Source organism: Pseudomonas sp. NA-150, assembly GCF_044336365.1.
Taxonomy (GTDB): domain Bacteria; phylum Pseudomonadota; class Gammaproteobacteria; order Pseudomonadales; family Pseudomonadaceae; genus Aquipseudomonas.
Window position 1 is genome coordinate 6148089 of record NZ_CP172305.1, and the last position, 18458, is coordinate 6166546.

The window sequence follows — 18458 nt, forward strand, 5'->3', positions numbered from 1 at the left end:
GCGACACAACCGCTTTCTCAGGCTTTTATTGCAAAGTGTGTTGCTCGATGAATTCCAGCGGCTGCATTCCTTCGCGACTCACCAGGCGATTGAACTCAACACGCGGTAAACGGACAGCCAGCAAGCTGCCCCCTTCGTCATCATGTTCTTCGCTTTGCACTGCACCCAGCCTGAAGAACTGAGCACGCAGTCGAGCAAAACGCTGAGGCAAGCGCAAGGTGCCAACGAACAAATCGTCACCCAATAATTCCGCGACTGCCTGCTTGAGCAGATCCAACCCTCGACCATCACGGGCAGACACCCAGACTCGCTGCGGCTTGCCATCGGCATCGCGCTGAATCTGCGGCTCTACCCCTTCGAGCAAATCGAGTTTGTTATACACCTCGAGGATCGGCAAGCCTTCGGCTCCGATCTCGCCCAGCACCACCATCACCTGTTCGATCTGCGCCTGGCGCTCAGGCTCATGGGAGTCGATGACGTGCAACAGCAAGTCAGAATTGCTCGACTCTTCGAGCGTAGCGCGGAACGCTTCAACCAGCTTGTGTGGCAGGTGGCGAATGAAACCTACCGTGTCGGCCAGCACGATCGGCCCCAGGTCGTCGAGTTCCAGACGGCGCAGGGTCGGGTCGAGGGTGGCGAACAGTTGGTCGGCCGCAAACACGTCGGAGTCAGTCACCGCATTGAACAGTGTCGACTTGCCGGCGTTGGTGTAGCCCACCAGGGAAACAGAAGGAATTTCCGCACGCTTGCGACCGCGTCGGGCCTGGTCCCGCTGACTGCGGACCTTTTCCAGACGGCCCTTGATCTGCCGCAGGCGTACCCGCAGCAAACGACGGTCGGTTTCAAGCTGGGTTTCACCCGGACCGCGCAGACCGATACCGCCTTTCTGCCGTTCCAAGTGGGTCCAGCCGCGAACCAGACGGGTACTCATGTGCTCGAGCTGTGCCAGCTCGACCTGCAACTTGCCTTCATGAGTCCGCGCGCGCTGCGCGAAGATATCCAGGATCAAGCCCGTACGATCAAGCACGCGACACTCGAAAACACGTTCGAGGTTACGTTCCTGACTGGGCGTGAGGATATGGTTGAAAATAACGATATCTACCTGTTCGGCTTTGACCCGGTCGCGAAGCTCCTCGACCTTGCCGCTGCCAATCAGGTATTTGGCTGTGAGCCTTTGACTGGGTACGTTAACAAACGCGACAGTCTCGGCGCCGGCCGAAATCGCCAGCTCCTGAAACTCCTGCGGATCTTCGCGCGCCTCAGGGTCCTGACCATCCAAGTGAACGAGGATGGCTCGCTCACCACCACCGTGGCGCTCAAAGAACAAAGCAGACTCCTATCAGGCGTTACCTGGCTCAGCGTCACCCTGTTCGGTTTCGGTTGCGCTAGGCAGACGAATTGGACGAACCGGAACAACGGTAGAGATGGCGTGCTTGTAAACCATTTGGCTGACAGTGTTTTTCAGCAAAATGACGAACTGGTCGAAAGACTCGATCGTGCCTTGCAGCTTAATGCCATTAACCAGATAGATCGAAACCCCAACCTTTTCTTTACGCAAAGTATTCAGGTAAGGGTCTTGTAGCGAATGCCCTTTTGACATGTGCCGCACTCCTTTAAGGATCAATAGAAAAAATAGTAAGCAAATTGGCTTAAGCCGCCACCCCCCAAGGATAGACGGCAATTGTAAGGTCTCAGCTCAATATGGAGACCGATCCCAAGTATTTCAAGGCGCGCGGCAGATTGTCGCAAGCCAGGCTGTCAAACCACTGCAAATCTTCCCAGCTGCGGAGCCAAGTGAACTGGCGTTTGGCCAATTGGCGCGTGGCAATGATGCCCCGCTCCTGCATTTGGTCCCACGTCAGCTCGCCGTCCAGATGTTCCCAGACCTGGCGATAGCCTACGGCCCTTATCGATGGCAACCCTGAATGCAGGTCGCCTCTGGCGCGCAGGGCTAAGACCTCGTCAACGAACCCCTGTTCCAACATCTGTGTAAATCGTTGCGCAATTCGGTCATGCAGTAGGTGGCGATCCACCGGGGCGATGGCCAGATTGGCGACAGTATAGGGCAATTGATGACGTCCCGAAGCGGCTGCTTCAGTACTTTGCGCACTTTGTTGCTCGCGATGTGCGGTCATGCTCAAACCGCTCACCCGGTAAACTTCCAGTGCGCGAATCAAACGCTGTGGATCATTGGGATGAATTCGCGCCGCCGACACAGGGTCGACCTCCGCCAATTGATCGTGCAAGTCCTGCCAGCCAAGGGCTGCAGCCTCGGCTTCAAGGTGCGCGCGAACGACCGGATCAGCGGGCGGCATGTTGGCAAGGCCTTCCTGAAGCGCCTTGAAATACAACATGGTGCCGCCAACCAGTAACGGAATCTTTCCTCGCGAGGTGATCTCGGCCATTGCCTCCAGGGCGTCGGCGCGAAAATCAGCCGCGGAATAGCTCTGCGCCGGATCGAGAATGTCGATCAGCCGGTGCGGGAACTCGGCCAATTGCTCTTTGGAAGGTTTGGCGGTGCCGATGTCCATGCCGCGATAGACCAGCGCAGAGTCAACGCTGATCAGCTCACACGGCAGGGCTTTGGTCAATTCCATCGCCAGGTCGGTCTTGCCGGCGGCGGTGGGGCCCATCAGGAAGATGGCCGGGGGCAAGGCACTCATCAGCGACCGCGCAGGAATAGTTTGTCCAGATCGTCCAGCCCCATTTGGGTCCAGGTCGGCCGGCCGTGGTTGCATTGACCGCTGCGCTCGGTGTTTTCCATGTCACGCAGCAGCCCGTTCATTTCCGGGATAGCCAAGCGCCGATTGGCCCGCACCGCGCCGTGACAGGCCATGGTGCCGAGCAGCTCATTCAGGTGCGCCTGAATCCGGTCGCTGGTGCCGTATTCCATTAGATCGCCCAGCACGTCGGACACCAACTGATTGGCCTCGGCCTGCTTGAGCAGCGCCGGGATCTGCCGAATCGCCAGGGTTTCCGGCCCCAGGCGCTGCAGCTCGAAGCCCAGCTTCTGGAAGGTGCTGGCGTGCTCTTCCGCACAATCGGCTTCACGCTGGCTGACGGCGATGGACTCCGGAACCAGTAACGGCTGACCACTCAGGCCTTCGCTGGCCATGGCGATCTTCAGTCGCTCGTACATGATCCGCTCGTGGGCCGCATGCATATCCACCAGCACCAGGCCGTGGGCGTTCTCGGCGAGGATGTAGATGCCTTTGAGCTGCGCCAGCGCGTAACCCAACGGCGGAATATCGCCTTGGGAGTCTGGCAGCGATACCGGCGTGCTCTCCGGCAGCGGCGCGAAAAATTCGCGGTAGGCGCTTTGTGCTTCGGCCGCTGGCAGGGTCGCGGTCGGGCGCGGTGTGTATTGGTACTGATAACCGGCGCCTGAGCCCGATCCGGCAGGCCGCGCATAGGGTTCGGAAGGAGTAGGTTCCAGCAGATTATTGGCCAGGCGCATTTCGCCCTGAGGGCCAAACTCACCCGCTTCTGGCCCGGTCGGGCGCACTATCGCGGTAATCGGTGCGGTGCCAGCCAGTTGGTTCTCGGGCCGCACATCGCCCAAGGCGCGGTGCAGCGTGCCGTACAGAAAGTCGTGCACCATGCGCCCGTCACGGAAGCGCACTTCGTGTTTGGTCGGGTGCACGTTGACGTCGACCACAGCGGGATCGACTTCGAAAAACAGTACAAAAGTCGGATGCCGACCATTGAACAGCACGTCGCGATAGGCCTGGCGCACCGCATGGGCGACCAGTTTGTCGCGCACCGCACGGCCATTGACGAAGAAATATTGCAGGTCTGCCTGGCTGCGCGAGAAGGTTGGCAAGCCGACCCAGCCCCACAAATGCAAGCCATTGCGCTCGATCTCGATGGGCAGCGCCTGTTCGAGGAAGCCAGGACCACAGATCGCCGAAACACGTCGCGCGCGAGCTGTGTCGTCATTGGCCTCATGCAGGCTGAGCACGGTCTTGCCGTTATGGCGCAGGTGGAAGGCAACGTCGAAACGCGCCAGCGCCATGCGTTTGATCACTTCTTGCAGGTGATCGAATTCGGTTTTTTCCGCCTTCAGGAACTTGCGGCGGGCAGGCGTATTGAAAAACAAGTCGCGAACTTCGACCGACGTGCCTACCGGGTGCGCCGCCGGCTGCACGCGAGACGCCATGTCGCGGCCTTCGGTTTCGACTTGCCAGGCCTGATCGGCGTCGCGGGTGCGCGAGGTCAGGGTCAGGCGCGCTACCGAGCTGATAGAGGCCAGCGCTTCACCACGAAAGCCCAGGCTCATGACCCGTTCGAGGTCTTCCAGCTCGCGAATCTTGCTGGTGGCGTGACGCGCCAGGGCCAGCGGCAGATCATCAGAAGAAATGCCGCCGCCGTCATCACGCACGCGCAGCAGCTTGATTCCGGCCTGCTCGACATCGATATCGATGCGCTTGGCCCCGGAGTCCAGACTATTCTCCAGCAGCTCCTTGATCACCGAAGCCGGGCGCTCGACCACTTCCCCAGCCGCGATCTGGTTTGCCAGTCGCGGGCTGAGCAGCTCGATCCGGGCCGCACTGAGCTGGGTATCAGTCATGGTTGCGCTGCCAGCTCGGTGTTCGGGATGTTGAGTGTCTGACCGGTCTTGAGTTCGTCGCTCGACAGGTTGTTGGTGCGCCGCAACGCCGCCACGCTCACTTGATAACGCACAGCAATCATCGCCAGTGTCTCGCCGGCGCGGACCGTGTGATCGCGCGGCCCCTGCGCAAGCTTGCCGTTATCACGCAGCCAGGCGATGTAAGTGCCCAGTGGTGGATTCTGCTGGAAGAACTGACGCACGCCAGCACTGATCGAACGTGCCAATGCCTGTTGGTGCGATGCACCTTGGAGCTTCGCCGCTTCCGCCGCGTTGGAGATAAAGCCGGTTTCTACCAGGATCGACGGGATATCCGGCGACTTAAGCACCATGAACCCGGCCTGTTCGACCCGCGACTTATGCAGCGAGGTGACGTGGCCGATGTTGCTCAACACTTTTTGCCCGACGTTGAGACTGGACGACAGCGAGGCGGTCATGGACAGGTCCAGCAGCACACCGGCCAGCATCTTGTCTTTGTCGTCGAGGCTTACTGCGCCGGCACCGCCGATCAGGTCGGAACGGTTTTCGCTGTCGGCCAGCCAACGCGCGGTTTCCGATGTCGCGCCGCGCTCGGACAAGGCGAACACTGAGGCACCAAAGGCCGCCGAAGATGGCGCAGCATCGGCGTGAATCGATACGAACAGGTCAGCGCCTTGCTTGCGGGCGATCTCGGTGCGTTTACGCAACGGAATGAAGTAATCGCCGGTACGCGTCAACTCGGCGCGATAGCCTTTCTCGGCGTTGATCTGCCGCTGCAACTCTTTGGCAATCATCAGCACGATGTCTTTTTCTTTCTGACCGCGCGCGCCACCGGCACCCGGGTCTTCACCACCGTGACCGGCATCGATGGCGATCACGATGTCACGTTTGCCGTTTGGCACTGGCGCCAGCTTGATTTCAGGCTTGGACGGGCTGATCGGCACCACCGGCACAGTGTTCGCCGGGGTATCCGGCACTGGCGGGGTCGGATTGGCGTCAGCCGCATCGTCGTACAGATCGACGACCAGACGATTGCCGTACTGTTGGTTCGGCGCCAGCATGAAGCTTTTCGGCGTCACGGCCTTTTTAAGGTCGATAACCACCCGCAAGTCGGTCGGCGTGCGCTGGGCCGAGCGCATGCTGGTGATCGGGGTGTTCGCGGTCGGCACATTCAACGGCGCGGACATGGTGGCGCCATTGATGTCGATCACCAGGCGGTCCGGCGAGGTCAGGGTAAACACGCTGTGCTGCACGGGTCCGGACAGGTCAAACACCAGTCGCGTGTTATCCGGCGCACGCCATAGGCGGACACTTCGTACCTGTGTAGCCGCCAACGCATCGACAGCCAGTGCCGTCAGCAGCAGACCTACAACAGTAACCAGCGCGCGCATGCGCATACCTAACCCCATCATTTATTTGAATATTCCAACGCCAAAGCGGCACACCATGATTTGCCACGAAGTCCTTCCGGGCTCAAGGTCAGTGATCGGCCATCCATATGCGGCGCAATGGTAATGGTCAGGTCCGGCTTTGGCAAAAAGCCTGCACCTTTTTGGGGCCACTCGATCAAACAGAGCGCTCCACCATCAAAATAATCACGGATCCCCATATACTCTAGCTCTTCGGGATCAATCAGCCTATACAGATCAAAGTGATAGACGCGAATCTTATCAACTTCATAAGGTTCAACCAGAGTAAATGTAGGGCTTTTAACCGCCCCGACATGACCAAAGCCTCGAATAATCCCACGAGACAATGTAGTTTTTCCCGCCCCCAAATCGCCTTCCAAGAAGATCACCCCAAGCCCTTCAGTGACTTGAGCGATACGCGACCCGAAGCTCAACATGGCGTCTTCATTGGCCAAGTGCAGCGTTAGTCCTGACACGGTGAGTGTTCCTCCAATAACTGACGAATGGTGGGTATAAGATCGCTGGCGGCCAGCCCCCGGCCCAATAGACCCGCGCGTTCGCCCGCACAGGCATGCAACCAGACGGCCAGACAAGCGGCATCGAATGCCGATAATTTTTGCGCCATCAATGCACCAATCAGACCGGCCAGCACGTCGCCCAAACCGGCGGTGGCCATGGCCGGATGGCCGCGATCACAGAGTGCCAGACGTCCATCGACATCGGCGATCAGACTGCCCGCGCCCTTGAGTACCACAACGGCCTGGTATTTTTGTGACAAAGCGTGTGCTGCTGCCGGACGATCGGCCTGGACTTGCTTGATGCTGACCCCCAGCAAGCGCGCCGCTTCACCGGGATGCGGGGTCATCACACTGCCAGCCGGCAATGCCACCCAGCCTTGTGCCAACTGATTGAGCGCGTCGGCATCCCAAATTTGTGGCTTCTGGGCACTGGCTGCAGCCGACAACAGGCTGCGCCCCCAACTGCCCTGCCCCAGGCCTGGCCCCACGACCAACACGGCCGATGGTTCGATCAACGCGGCGAGTTGGTTCGACGACACGACGCCCGCACACATCACTTCCGGCATGCGCACCAATGCAGCAGGCACATGCTCGGGCCGAGTCGCCAGGGTGACCATTCCGGAACCGCTGCGCAGACAGCTTTGCGCGGACATCAGAATCGCGCCGCCGAACCCGTGGTCGCCGCCGATCAGCAGCACGCGGCCGAACATGCCTTTGTGCGCAGTCCGGGGCCGTGCAGCAAGGCGTGGCAAATTAAAGGCATCCAGACGTCTGGCACTGAGCGGGGTCTGCTCGACGATGGCGGGATCGGCCTGCAGGTCATCGAACACCAACTCGCCAACCAACCCCGGTGCGTCGCCAGTGAACAGCCCCAGCTTTAAGCCGATAAAGGTTACCGTCAGGTCGGCCTGCACCGCGACACCAAGGACAGTTCCGGTGTCCGCGCTCAAACCGGAAGGGATATCCACCGCGACCACCGGCCGACCGCTGCTGTTAATTGCGTTGATTGCATCTGGGTACGGCTGTCGAACATCACCGCTCAACCCGGTGCCGAGTAATGCATCCAGAACAATGCCCGACAACGGTTGGCCGACAGACCAGGGTTTGACGCTGACGCCCTCGCTCAACGCTTGCTGGTGCGCCAAGGCGGCATCGCCAGTCAGCCGCGACGGATCACCGACCGCCAGCACCGCCACTTGCCAGCCGGCTCGCTGCGCCAAGGCGGCGATCAAATAGCCATCGCCGGCGTTATTGCCATGCCCGGCGAGCACGGTCAATCCACGCGCTTCGGGCCATTTGCGGCGCACTGCACGCCACGTGGCATGGGCTGCGCGCTGCATCAATTCAAAGCCAGGCGTACCGGCCGCGATCAGCCTGGCGTCGAGATCCCGCACCTGCGCGGCGCGGTACAGTGCGTCGGGTATTTGCGGTTTAGTAGGCTGCATGCGTTTTCCGGCTCCGATGTCTGGCAGAATTATACCTACCTCAGACCCGGTTGCCCCCTTCGCATGCCCGTTATTACTGCCGATCAGCCAAATACCGTCGACCTGGCTGCCCTTGCTCAATCGATCAAAGACTGGGGCCGCGAGCTTGGCTTCCAACAAGTCGGGATCGTCGACCTGGACCTGGGCGAGCACGAACAGCACCTCCAGCGCTGGCTGGAGGCGGGGTATCACGGCGACATGGATTACATGGCCGCCCACGGCAGCAAGCGCTCGCACCCCGAAGAACTGGTGCCCGGCACCTTGCGCGTGGTGTCGTTGCGCATGGATTACCTGCCCGGCGACACGGAAATGGCTCACCGCCTGGCACAACCGGAAAAAGCCTACGTCTCGCGCTACGCCTTGGGCCGCGACTATCACAAACTGATCCGCAAGCGCGTGCAGCAACTGGCCGAGCGCATCCAGCAGGCCATTGGGCCATTCGGTTATCGGGCGTTTGTCGACAGCGCACCGGTGCTGGAAAAGGCCATCGCTGAAAAAGCCGGTCTGGGCTGGATCGGCAAAAACACCTTGGTGCTCAATCGCAAGGCCGGCAGTTACTTCTTTCTCAGTGAGCTGTTCGTGGACCTGCCATTGCCGGTGGACCCGCCGCACGCCACCGAACATTGCGGACGCTGCACGGCCTGCATGGACATCTGCCCTACTGCCGCGTTCGTCGGCCCCTACCAACTGGACGCCCGGCGCTGTATTTCGTACCTGACCATCGAGCTCAAGACTGCCATCCCCGAGGAGTTGCGGTCACTGATTGGTAACCGGGTGTTTGGCTGCGATGACTGTCAGATCGTCTGCCCATGGAACCGCTTCGCCCGGCCTACCGACCAGAATGACTTCAAACCACGGCATAACCTGGACAATGCCGGGCTGGCTGAGCTGTTTATGTGGGATGAACAAACGTTTCTCAGCAACACCGAAGGTTCGCCGTTGCGGCGCGCGGGTTATGAGCGTTGGTTGCGTAATCTGGCGGTGGGGCTGGGCAATGCGCCGTCGACGATTCCGGTGCTGGAAGCGTTGGAGGCGCGGCGGGAGTATCCGTCGGAGTTGGTGAGGGAGCATGTGGAGTGGGCGCTGAAGCAACATGGGCGCTAAGGCAAGCGCGACCATGTAGGAACGGGCTTGCCCGCGATCCAGGCGGCGCGGTACGCCAGTAAAGACGCCATCGCGGGCAAGCCCGCTCCTACAGGATTCCCCATCAAGCCTTGATGAAGTGCTCGCGGTAGTAACGCAGCTCGCCGATGGATTCGCGAATATCGTCCAGCGCCAGGTGGGTGCTGCCCTTCTTGAACTTCAGCTCAGGCGACCAGCGGGCGGCCAGTTCCTTGAGGGTCGAGACGTCGAGGTTGCGATAGTGGAAATAGTTTTCCAGGGTCGGCATGTGGCGATACAGGAAACGACGGTCCTGGCAGATGCTGTTGCCGCAGATGGGTGAGCTGCGCTCCGGCACCCACAGCTTGATGAATTCGAGCGTCTCAGCTTCGGCTTCAGCCATGGAAACGGTGCTTTCGCGAACGCGTTGAGTCAGGCCCGAACCGCCATGTTGACGGGTATTCCACTCGTCCATGCGCGCCAGGGTTTCGTCGCTCTGGTGCACCGCAATCACCGGGCCTTCAGCCAGGGTATTCAATTCGCTGTCGGTAATGATCGTCGCCATTTCGATAATGACGTCGGTATCAGGGTCCAGACCGGTCATTTCCAGGTCGATCCAGATTAGGTTCTGCTTGTTCTGCATGTGGCAACTCCTCAGCGTAGGCGCGCAGTTTAGCCTACCCGGCGTGCTAGACTCCTCACCGTTTTATCTAATCAGCTGCTTTATCAACTCGGAACACCCATGGCCAAACGCCAACTCAATCGTCGCCAAAACTGGCGCATCGAAAAGATTCAAGGCGAGCGCGCTGCCCGTGCCGCCAAACGTGAATCGCAAACCCTTGAAACACTTGAGGGCGGCGATCTTGGCCCTGAGCAGACAGGGCTAGTGATCGCGCACTTCGGTGTGCAAGTCGAAGTCGAAGCGCAGGAAGGTGAAGAAAGCGGTCAGGTGTTCCGCTGTCACTTGCGCGCCAACCTGCCCGCCTTGGTAACTGGCGATCGCGTGGTCTGGCGTGCCGGCAATCAGGGTATCGGCGTGATCGTGGCACAACTGCCGCGCACCACCGAACTCTGCCGCCCGGACAGCCGCGGGCAACTCAAGCCGGTGGCCGCCAACGTCGACCTGATTGTGATCGTCTTCGCGCCGATGCCTGAACCGCATGCGAACCTGATCGACCGTTACCTGGTCGCGGCGGAGCACGCAGGGATTCGCCCGCTGTTGCTGCTCAACAAATTCGACCTGATCGACGAGCAGAACGCGCCGGCGCTGAATGCGCTGCTGGCGGTTTATCGTCAGCTGGGTTATCCGGTGCTGGAAGTGTCCGCGCATCAGGGCGACGGCATGCAGACCCTGCAAGATCAACTGGATGGACACATCAGTGTGTTCGTCGGCCAGTCGGGCGTGGGCAAGTCATCGCTGGTCAACAGCCTGCTGCCCGAGGTCGAAACCCGCGTCGGTCCGCTGTCCGAGCTGTCCGGCCAAGGCACGCACACCACGACCACCGCGCGCCTGTTCCACTTCCCGCGCGGCGGCGACTTGATCGACTCCCCGGGGATTCGCGAGTTCGGCCTGGGACACGTCAGTCGTAATGACGTCGAGGCGGGCTTTATCGAGTTCAACAACTTGATCGGCACTTGCCGTTTCCGCGACTGCAAGCACGATCGCGAACCGGGCTGCGCCCTGCTCAAGGCCCTGGAAGAAGGCCGCGTTCAGCAGCAGCGGATGAACAGCTATCGCTCGATCATCGCCAGTTTGCCGGAAAGCAGTTATTGAGGTACTGAAAAATTTGTAGGAGCTGCCGCAGGCTGCGATAAGGTCCGAAGGGCCTTCAAAAACGACCGGCTCCCGGTCGATCGCAGCTTGCGGCAGCTCCTACAAAGATTAGCGTCGACCCGTTACTTCTTGGTCTCGTCCATCTTCAGCACGCCATCTTCGAAGATGTTCAGCTTTTGCCTAAGCTCGTGCGCCGGCAAAGGCTCTTGCGAAGTGGCCGCTGGAGGCGTTGCCGAAGCACCTGGCGCCCCGGAACCTGGCGCTGCCGGCTTGCTGAGATCAGGTGCCGCCGGCGGCGTTGTCGGGGTAGCCGGTGTTGTCGCAGGTGTCTGATCGCCTTCCATGTGTTGCTGGGCTTTCTTGGTCAGCACGATGATGTCGATCCGACGGTTGATCGGGCTCTGCGGATGCTCTTTGTCATACAGCGACGACGACGCATAGCCTACAACCCGCGCCACTTGTGGATCCGGGTAACCACCCGCCACCAATGCACGCCGCGCCGCGTTCGCACGATTCGCCGACAATTCCCAGTTACCGAATTCGCCAGTGCCCGCATACGGCGTGGCATCGGTGTGACCACTGATACTGATCTTGTTCGGCACGGCCTTGATGGTGTCAGCCATGGCCAACAGGATGTCTTCGAAATATGGCTTCAAGCGCGCGCTGCCCAGGTCGAACATCGGCCGGTTTTCGGCATCCATGATCTGGATACGCAAACCATCCTGGGTGATCTCAAACGAGATCTGGTCCTTGAATTTCTTCAACTGCGGATTTTCGTCAACCTTGGTTTGCAACTCTTGCAGGAGCATTTCCAGACGCTCTTGCTCGACCTGCTCGGCCAGGGTTTCCACCTGATCAGTGTCGACCTTGATCTTGTCCGGCTGCGGCTCGGACTTGATCTCCGGGTTCAACGTCTTGTCCGGCGCCAGCGCAGGCGAGCCGCCCAGATCGATGATGTAAGGCGTGCCGCTTTCCGAAAACCCGATGGGGTCTTTGAAGTAACCGGCGATGGCGATTTTCTGCTGCGGGGTGGCCGAGGACATCAGCCACAGCACCAGGAAGAACGCCATCATTGCCGTCGCGAAGTCGGCGAAAGCGATTTTCCAGGCGCCACCATGGTGCCCGGCGGCATAGCGCTTGACGCGCTTGACGATTATCGGCTGATTATTTTCCATGAATCAGCGACCGCGAACCGCTTGTTCCAGCTCACTGAAACTGGGGCGATGCGAGGAATAGAGAACCTTGCGACCGAATTCCACCGCCAGCGATGGCGGCATGCCAGACGCCGAAGCAACCAGCGACGCCTTGATCGCTTCGAACACGTTCAACTCTTCCTTGGCATCGTGAGCCAGGGACGTCGCCAACGGACCGAAGAAACCGTACGCGGCGAGAATACCGAAGAAGGTACCCACCAGTGCCGCACCTACGTGGATACCGATGGCCGCCTGATCACCATCACCCAGCGACGCCATGGTCACCACAATCCCGAGTACCGCCGCAACGATACCGAAACCCGGCATACCGTCGGCAATCCCGGTCACGGCATGGGATGGATGCTCCAGCTCTTCCTTCATGCTCTGCAATTCCATGTCGAACAAACCTTCCAGCTCGTGCGGCGCCATGTTCCCGGAGGACATGATGCGCAGGTAGTCACAGACATATGCAGTCATACGCGCGTCCTTGAGGACGGCCGGATATTTAGCGAAAATCGGACTTGCCGCTGCGTCTTCGATATCACCCTCAATCGCCATCATGCCTTCACGACGACTCTTGTTGAGGATTTCGTAGACCAGACCCAAAATTTCCAGGTAGAACGCATGATTGAAGCGCGAACTGAACATCCCCAGCGACTTTTTGATCACGTGCATCGTCATGTGACCCGGGTTGGCCTGCAAGAAAGCACCAAACGCCGCACCACCGATAATCATGACCTCAAAAGGCTGAATCAGTGCACCAATCTTGCCGTGTGATAAGACGTATCCGCCGAGGATGCTCGCGAAAACGACAATGATGCCGATAATTTTAGCCATAGGGGAGAGTTCTTACTGAGTCAGGTTCGAGGTCATGAGCGGAAGTTCTTGAAACTCTTCTTCTACTTATCGGCATAAGTGCGCCAGACTATAGTCAGTTCAGGCGAAAAGCCAGTTCGACCCTTGTAGCGGGCGCTCTGGCATTTGGTCTTAGTTGGTATGCGGCATCCGAAATTGTCTAAACACTCAGTCGTACAGGCCTCTTGCATGCCTCCTGAAACCCCAGCACAGCTCCCCGTACCACGCAGTCTCGACATCTGGCTCAGACAGCTGGATGCCATCCGTTTGCCTGTACCTTTTGCCAGTCACGAACGCGTCATCGCCGCGCTGGCCGATAGCCGCAGCTCGATACGTGATATCGCCGATCTGATGCAGGAAAGCCCGGCGCTGGTACTCAGTGTGTTGCGCGAGGCCAATCACCACAGCACCGGCATCACCGAACCGGCGGAAAGCCTTGAGGTGGCGATCAATCGACTGGGGTTGAAACGCACTGAAGAGCTGCTGCAACGCTTGCCCGCCCTCGATGAGCAAGAGATTCCCCCGACCCTGCGCCAATTGCAGATGGTCAGCCAGCACTCGACGCAACAGGCCAACGGCTTGTTCGCCAATCGTCTGGCGCGACTCTGGCAAGACATCCACTGGGGCAGCCTGCTGTTTTTATCGCCGCTGTGGCCGATGGCGCTGGCTCACCCCAAGCTGCTCGAAGAGTGGGAGCTGCGCGTCATTCATAAGGGCGAGTCGGCAAAAGAAGTCGAGATGCAATTGTTCGGCGTGCGTCTGCTCACGTTATGCCTGGCGCTGGCTGACGTTTGGCGCCTGCCGATGTGGGTAACCCAGGGTTACCACGCACTGATCAACGACCGCCGCCTGCTGGTTAAAGTGCTGCGCATTGCCCGCGACTACCAAGACCCTCTGCACCAACGCCAATTGCTCGACGCAGACCCTGCGTTGCGACGCTGGCTCAATCAGCCCGCCAATACCGTGTTACTGGCCAGCGGCATCGCCCTGTCGGCGCAACAAGCCTGGGACAGCCCGCACAGCCAGCGCTGGCAACTTTTGACCAGCCTTTACCAGCAGCAGCCGCTGGAAGAACTTCAGCAACAAGTACACCAAAATGCGGCAGCCAGCGCGCGCAAGCATTGGGCGGCTGGCCTGTGGCATCCGGCGGAAGCGCTGATCTGGCCGTGGGAAACCCGGCGCGTACATCGCGGCCTGCTGCCTGCCCCGCCTCCGTCGGCCGAAGCCCTGCAGACCTGGCGCAAGTACTGCGCCGAGCTGCTGCTGGAGCCGAGCCCGTTCAACAACGCCATGCACCTGACCACCGTCGCTCGTGACGCCTTGGTCGCCTGTGGCATGCAACGGGTCATGCTGCTGATGACCGATCGCAGCATGACCACGCTACGCGTACATCAGATTGCCGGACTGGACAAAGAAGCCGCCAGCCTGAGCCTGAATATCGCCACCAGCCCGGTGTTGCAGCGTTTATTGGCGCAACAGACCCAATTGCGCCTGACGCCGACCAACAACGCGCAGTTTTCCGCCCTGCTACCGCAACAGTTGAAAACGCTGTTTTCCGGCGAACATTTGTTATTGCGTTCGCTCAGCAGCAACGGCCGCGTGATAATGCTGGTGTTCGCCGATCAAGGGGGCGGGCCGTTCTCGGAGATCAGCGTGCAAGCGTTCGGCAAAACCGCGCAATGTATCGAGCGTGCGTTGAGCAGCTTTAGCCATCGCAAAGCCTGACACCTAAGATACAATTCGCCTCTTTTTCTGATCTGGAGACCTCACATGCCTGACTTCTCTAGCTTGCCGTTGGTGATAGAGCCCAGCGACCTGCAGGCCCGCCTTGACGCGCCAGAACTGATTCTCGTCGACCTGACCAGTGCTGCACGCTACGGCGCCGGGCATATTCAGGGCGCACGCTTTGTCGACCCCAAGCGGACTCAACTGGGTCAGGCGCCAGCGCCGGGCCTGCTGCCGACACAATCGCAGTTGGAAGTGCTGTTCGGCGAACTGGGTCATAACCCGAAAGCGGTCTATGTGGTGTATGACGACGAAGGTGGCGGCTGGGCCGGGCGTTTCATCTGGTTGCTGGATGTGATCGGTCACTCGCAGTACCACTATGTCGACGGCGGCATCCACGCCTGGATTGCCGACGGATTACCGCTGTCCAGCGACATCCCTGCCAGCGCCGGCGGCCCGGTGCCGCTGACCCTGCACGGCGAGCCAACGGCCACCCGTGAATACCTGCAAAGCCGCCTGGGCGCAGCTGATCTGGCGGTCTGGGATGCGCGCGGGCCCACCGAATACTCGGGTGAGAAGGTCCTCGCCGCCAAAGCCGGTCACGTCCCTGGCGCGGTCAATTTCGAATGGACCGCCGGCATGGACCAGGCGCGCAGCTTGCGCATCCGCAAGGATATGCCGCAGATCCTGCAGGACCTGGGCATCACCAAGGACAAGGAAGTGATCACCCACTGCCAGACCCATCACCGCTCCGGTTTCACCTACCTGGTGGCCAAGGCGCTGGGTTACCCGCGAGTCAAAGGCTACGCTGGCTCCTGGGGTGAATGGGGCAACCATCCTGATACACCGGTCGAAAAATAAGACGCTACAGACTGTCCACTTACCAAGAACACGTTTAGGAACTTTGATGAAACAGCGTTTGTTTATCCTCAGCCAATACCTGCTGCCACACCATTTGCTGTCGCGTATGGCGGGCTGCGTTGCCGAGTGCCGAGTGCGCTGGTTCAAAAACGCGTTTACGGCCTGGTTCGCTCGCCGCTATCAAGTGGACATGTCCCAGGCACTGGTAGAGGACCTGACTGCTTACGAGCACTTCAATGCGTTCTTCACTCGCGCGCTGAAGCCGGGTGCTCGCCCACTGGACACTACTCCGGGCGCAATCCTGTCCCCGGCTGATGGTGCTGTCAGCCAACTGGGCGCTATCGAACACGGCCGGATCTTCCAGGCCAAAGGCCACAGCTTCAGCGCCCTCGAACTGCTGGGCGGCGACGCCAGTCTCGCTGCGCCTTTCATGGGTGGCGAATTCGCGACCGTCTACCTGTCGCCAAAAGACTATCACCGGGTCCACATGCCAGTCGCCGGTACGCTGCGTGAAATGGTTTACATACCCGGACGTCTGTTCTCGGTCAATCAGACCACTGCGGAAAACGTTCCTGAGCTGTTTGCCCGTAACGAACGTGTGGCCTGCGTGTTCGACACCGAGCAAGGCCCGATGGCTGTGGTGCTGGTCGGCGCAATGATCGTCGCTTCGATTGAGACGGTGTTTGCCGGTCTGGTAACACCACCGAAGCGCGAATTGAAAACCGTACGTTACGACGAAGCCGCCCGCGCGCCGATCCATCTGGAAAAGGGCGCCGAACTGGGTCGCTTTAAATTGGGCTCCACCGCCGTCGTCCTGTTCGGGCCGAATCAGGTGAAATGGGCTGAGCAGATCGGCGCCGGTACGCCAGTACAGATGGGCCAATCGATGGGCCTTTCGGTTCAGGCTTGACCTATAGCAACACTGCTGAAAAACGGTTGAGTAATGTAGAGGGCTGGCCGGTCAAACTTGCCGGCCCTTTGACGTTTTCGATTACAGCAGGCTGCGACCTTCGCCTGTTGCTGATAGAGTTGAGAACAGTACTGATCCGATGAGCCACCGCTCGAGCCACTGAGTCATTGGAGTTTTCCGGGCAAATGAGTAGTCATCCAAGCCTCCATCTGTTGTTGCGTGCGCCCACGCCTACACAGTCGAGCCTGTCGTTCTGCGATACTACCCCCCGCGACTTGAAACGCTGGATCGCTTTGCTGCCCAAGGCTAACCTCGGTGAAACTGCTCGCCTGCTTTATCAAGCCCTGGGTGAACTCAATCAGCTACTGACACCCAGCGAAAACCGCCTGCAGCTCCTCGAACTGCTGCGGCCCGAGGTGTATTACGTCTGCAAAAACCTCGAGCGGCATTTTCTCAGCCAGGCCATTGTGCTCGATGAGCGCCCTCGTAAAGTCGCCAACCTCTGCCAGGCGCTGCAGAATCATCTGGCAGTCGGTTACAAGCAGATCATCGTGCGAGTCGCCCCGCGAGCCAGCAAAGAGCGCTCGATGCTGCTGACCACCGCGTTGCAGCGCGCCCTGCACTGCCTCAATGGCCCGCTGATTCGCGCCAGCCAGTTGTATTGTCCGGTGCCGGAAGGCCTGTGGCTGGAGCTGCACCAGATTTACCTGATCGCGCGTCAGAACCAGCTGCACAACGTGGATGTGGTTGACCCGCTGGCCAATCACACACGCACCCTCAGCGCGGAACAAACGTACGTGGTGGCGGTGCTGCTAGGTTGCTCACGTTGCAATCAGATGCGCCAATTGAACATCGGGCGCCTGGCCGAAATGCTTGAGCCCTGGAGCGCGCTGGTCAAACTGCAGTCACCCGCCGAAGCCAGCAGCCTGTTTGCGATAGCGCAAGCTGTCGATGCACCGCCGCGTTACAAGTCGCTGTTTGCCGAGGAGCAGTTGCCCACCGTTCTGGGCATTAACCCTTTACCGCTGGCCGCCGTGATCAGGGACTACCTGAACGCGCCTGCCGATAAACGCAGCAAAGTCCCACTGCTGGTCCCCCACGGATTCACCACCGACCTGCTGCAACACTTGGCGGCCGCCTGGGGCGACGTTGCGGAGCGGACATTCCAGCGCACATCCGGCAAGGGCACGCTGACGCTGTGCATTGGGATGAGCGCCTTGCACTATTACCTGAGTGGGGAGCGCTCGTTCAGCGAACTGTTGAAACTGCCTACCGTCACTAAAGCTGCGCAATTCAGCGCACAAGCAGCCGGGGCTTCTTCCAGCGACGCCTGGACCATCGCCTTCGATGCTGAACCTGAGGCGTCGGTGGATACCCTGCCGTACGAAGAGATTCAGTATCACCCAACTGGCGAAGACGCCGGCGACTCAACGCCCAACTCCCGGCAGTCGTTCCCGACCTACGCCCTGAACGTGATCAATCACAGTCCGGGCGGCTATTGTCTTGCCTGGCCCAAAGAGGTGCCAAGCCAGTTACAGTCCGGGGAAATGGTCGGTATTCAGGACGGTGCCGGTCAAGGTTGGAGCATCGCGGTGGTGCGCTGGGTTCGCCAGGTGCGCGGCGGCGGTACGCAAATGGGTATCGAACTGGTTGCCCCCTACGCACAGCCGTGCGGCTTGCAACTGGTACGTAGCACCGAGCAGAACACGCCTTACCTGCGCGGGCTGCTGTTGCCGGAAGTACGCGCAATCGATCAGCCTGCGACCTTGCTCGCGCCGCGCTTGCCGTTTCAGGAAGGACATAAGGTCAAGATCAACACCAGCGGCGAAGAGCGCGCTGCCGGGTTGGGCAAGCGCCGGACCGGGACGGGCAGTTTCAACCAGTTCGAATACACGACGTTTGACGCGCCACGCCAGCCGGAGTCAACCGGCGCTGACAGCGAGTTTGAGTCGTTGTGGACGTTGCTTTAAGCAGACAGACCGTGTCGCTCACAAAACCTGTGTAGGAGCGAACTTGTTCGCGAGGCGGTGTGACAGGGCA

16 protein-coding genes are annotated in these 18458 nt (G+C 59.9%); 6 read left to right on the top strand and 10 right to left on the bottom strand.

Translation table 11 applies throughout. The features are described 5' to 3' along the window. Positions 1-25 precede the first annotated feature (25 nt). The 7 genes from hflX to ACF0H7_RS28810 form a co-directional block, all read right to left on the bottom strand. Positions 26-1327, bottom strand: coding sequence for a ribosome rescue GTPase HflX (gene hflX, locus ACF0H7_RS28780; RefSeq protein WP_397450186.1), 1302 nt, complete (start codon positions 1325-1327; stop codon positions 26-28). Positions 1328-1339: 12 nt separating this feature from the next. After that, the gene (gene hfq, locus ACF0H7_RS28785) at positions 1340-1600 is read right to left on the bottom strand and encodes an RNA chaperone Hfq (protein WP_040063849.1); all 261 of its coding nucleotides are present in this window, start codon (positions 1598-1600) and stop codon (positions 1340-1342) included. Positions 1601-1691: 91 nt separating this feature from the next. Then, positions 1692-2663 (bottom strand): tRNA (adenosine(37)-N6)-dimethylallyltransferase MiaA, encoded by a 972-nt coding sequence (gene miaA / locus ACF0H7_RS28790; protein ID WP_397450187.1) that lies wholly within the window; start codon positions 2661-2663, stop codon positions 1692-1694. After that, on the bottom strand, positions 2663-4570 hold the full coding sequence (gene mutL, locus ACF0H7_RS28795; RefSeq protein ID WP_397450188.1) for a DNA mismatch repair endonuclease MutL: 1908 nt from the start codon (positions 4568-4570) through the stop codon (positions 2663-2665). Before mutL ends, miaA begins: the two co-directional genes overlap by 1 nt. Continuing rightward, positions 4567-5997: an N-acetylmuramoyl-L-alanine amidase gene (locus ACF0H7_RS28800; RefSeq protein ID WP_397454054.1), complete on the bottom strand. Its 1431-nt coding sequence runs from the start codon at positions 5995-5997 to the stop codon at positions 4567-4569. The genes mutL and ACF0H7_RS28800 overlap by 4 nt, the downstream gene beginning before the upstream one ends. Beyond that, positions 5997-6473 (bottom strand): tRNA (adenosine(37)-N6)-threonylcarbamoyltransferase complex ATPase subunit type 1 TsaE, encoded by a 477-nt coding sequence (gene tsaE, locus ACF0H7_RS28805; RefSeq protein WP_397450189.1) that lies wholly within the window; start codon positions 6471-6473, stop codon positions 5997-5999. The genes ACF0H7_RS28800 and tsaE overlap by 1 nt, the downstream gene beginning before the upstream one ends. Continuing rightward, positions 6461-7960, bottom strand: a complete 1500-nt coding sequence (locus ACF0H7_RS28810) for an NAD(P)H-hydrate dehydratase (protein ID WP_397450190.1) — start codon at positions 7958-7960, stop codon at positions 6461-6463. The genes tsaE and ACF0H7_RS28810 overlap by 13 nt, the downstream gene beginning before the upstream one ends. 63 nt (positions 7961-8023) lie before the next feature. Here ACF0H7_RS28810 and queG point away from each other — a divergent pair, with 63 nt between their 5' ends. Continuing rightward, positions 8024-9103, top strand: a complete 1080-nt coding sequence (gene queG / locus ACF0H7_RS28815; RefSeq protein WP_397450191.1) for a tRNA epoxyqueuosine(34) reductase QueG — start codon at positions 8024-8026, stop codon at positions 9101-9103. A 103-nt stretch (positions 9104-9206) separates the two neighbouring features. On the opposite strand, the gene orn is transcribed toward queG, so the two are convergent. Next, on the bottom strand, positions 9207-9743 hold the full coding sequence (gene orn, locus ACF0H7_RS28820) for an oligoribonuclease (protein WP_397450192.1): 537 nt from the start codon (positions 9741-9743) through the stop codon (positions 9207-9209). Positions 9744-9842: 99 nt separating this feature from the next. On the opposite strand from orn, the gene rsgA reads away from it, so the two are divergent. Beyond that, positions 9843-10874 (top strand): small ribosomal subunit biogenesis GTPase RsgA, encoded by a 1032-nt coding sequence (gene rsgA / locus ACF0H7_RS28825; RefSeq protein ID WP_397450193.1) that lies wholly within the window; start codon positions 9843-9845, stop codon positions 10872-10874. Between the two features lie 122 nt (positions 10875-10996). On the opposite strand, the gene motB is transcribed toward rsgA, so the two are convergent. Continuing rightward, positions 10997-12049, bottom strand: a complete 1053-nt coding sequence (gene motB / locus ACF0H7_RS28830; protein WP_397450194.1) for a flagellar motor protein MotB — start codon at positions 12047-12049, stop codon at positions 10997-10999. Positions 12050-12052: 3 nt separating this feature from the next. Then, positions 12053-12904, bottom strand: a complete 852-nt coding sequence (gene motA / locus ACF0H7_RS28835; RefSeq protein ID WP_397450195.1) for a flagellar motor stator protein MotA — start codon at positions 12902-12904, stop codon at positions 12053-12055. Positions 12905-13111: 207 nt separating this feature from the next. Between motA and ACF0H7_RS28840 the strand changes: the two genes are divergently transcribed. The 4 genes from ACF0H7_RS28840 (at position 13112) to ACF0H7_RS28855 (ending at position 18388) form a co-directional block, all read left to right on the top strand. Beyond that, positions 13112-14647, top strand: coding sequence for an HDOD domain-containing protein (locus ACF0H7_RS28840; RefSeq protein ID WP_397450196.1), 1536 nt, complete (start codon positions 13112-13114; stop codon positions 14645-14647). A gap of 45 nt (positions 14648-14692) precedes the next feature. After that, positions 14693-15508 (top strand): thiosulfate sulfurtransferase, encoded by an 816-nt coding sequence (rhdA, locus tag ACF0H7_RS28845; protein ID WP_397450197.1) that lies wholly within the window; start codon positions 14693-14695, stop codon positions 15506-15508. Positions 15509-15554: 46 nt separating this feature from the next. Then, a complete protein-coding gene (asd, locus tag ACF0H7_RS28850) occupies positions 15555-16418 on the top strand; it encodes an archaetidylserine decarboxylase (RefSeq protein ID WP_397450198.1) in 864 nt (287 codons plus the stop codon). 185 nt (positions 16419-16603) lie between these two features. After that, a complete protein-coding gene (locus ACF0H7_RS28855) occupies positions 16604-18388 on the top strand; it encodes a molecular chaperone (RefSeq protein ID WP_397450199.1) in 1785 nt (594 codons plus the stop codon). Positions 18389-18458 lie beyond the last annotated feature (70 nt).

Coding starts and splice junctions, on each gene's coding strand:
- miaA (WP_397450187.1), bottom strand. CDS start 2,663: ATGAGTGCCTTGCCCCCGGCCATCTTCCTGATGGGCCCCACCGCCGCC.
- queG (WP_397450191.1), top strand. CDS start 8,024: ATGCCCGTTATTACTGCCGATCAGCCAAATACCGTCGACCTGGCTGCC.
- mutL (WP_397450188.1), bottom strand. CDS start 4,570: ATGACTGATACCCAGCTCAGTGCGGCCCGGATCGAGCTGCTCAGCCCG.
- motA (WP_397450195.1), bottom strand. CDS start 12,904: ATGGCTAAAATTATCGGCATCATTGTCGTTTTCGCGAGCATCCTCGGC.
- ACF0H7_RS28810 (WP_397450190.1), bottom strand. CDS start 7,960: ATGCAGCCTACTAAACCGCAAATACCCGACGCACTGTACCGCGCCGCG.
- ACF0H7_RS28855 (WP_397450199.1), top strand. CDS start 16,604: ATGAGTAGTCATCCAAGCCTCCATCTGTTGTTGCGTGCGCCCACGCCT.
- orn (WP_397450192.1), bottom strand. CDS start 9,743: ATGCAGAACAAGCAGAACCTAATCTGGATCGACCTGGAAATGACCGGT.
- asd (WP_397450198.1), top strand. CDS start 15,555: ATGAAACAGCGTTTGTTTATCCTCAGCCAATACCTGCTGCCACACCAT.
- ACF0H7_RS28840 (WP_397450196.1), top strand. CDS start 13,112: ATGCCTCCTGAAACCCCAGCACAGCTCCCCGTACCACGCAGTCTCGAC.
- rhdA (WP_397450197.1), top strand. CDS start 14,693: ATGCCTGACTTCTCTAGCTTGCCGTTGGTGATAGAGCCCAGCGACCTG.
- motB (WP_397450194.1), bottom strand. CDS start 12,049: ATGGAAAATAATCAGCCGATAATCGTCAAGCGCGTCAAGCGCTATGCC.
- ACF0H7_RS28800 (WP_397454054.1), bottom strand. CDS start 5,997: ATGGGGTTAGGTATGCGCATGCGCGCGCTGGTTACTGTTGTAGGTCTG.
- rsgA (WP_397450193.1), top strand. CDS start 9,843: ATGGCCAAACGCCAACTCAATCGTCGCCAAAACTGGCGCATCGAAAAG.
- hfq (WP_040063849.1), bottom strand. CDS start 1,600: ATGTCAAAAGGGCATTCGCTACAAGACCCTTACCTGAATACTTTGCGT.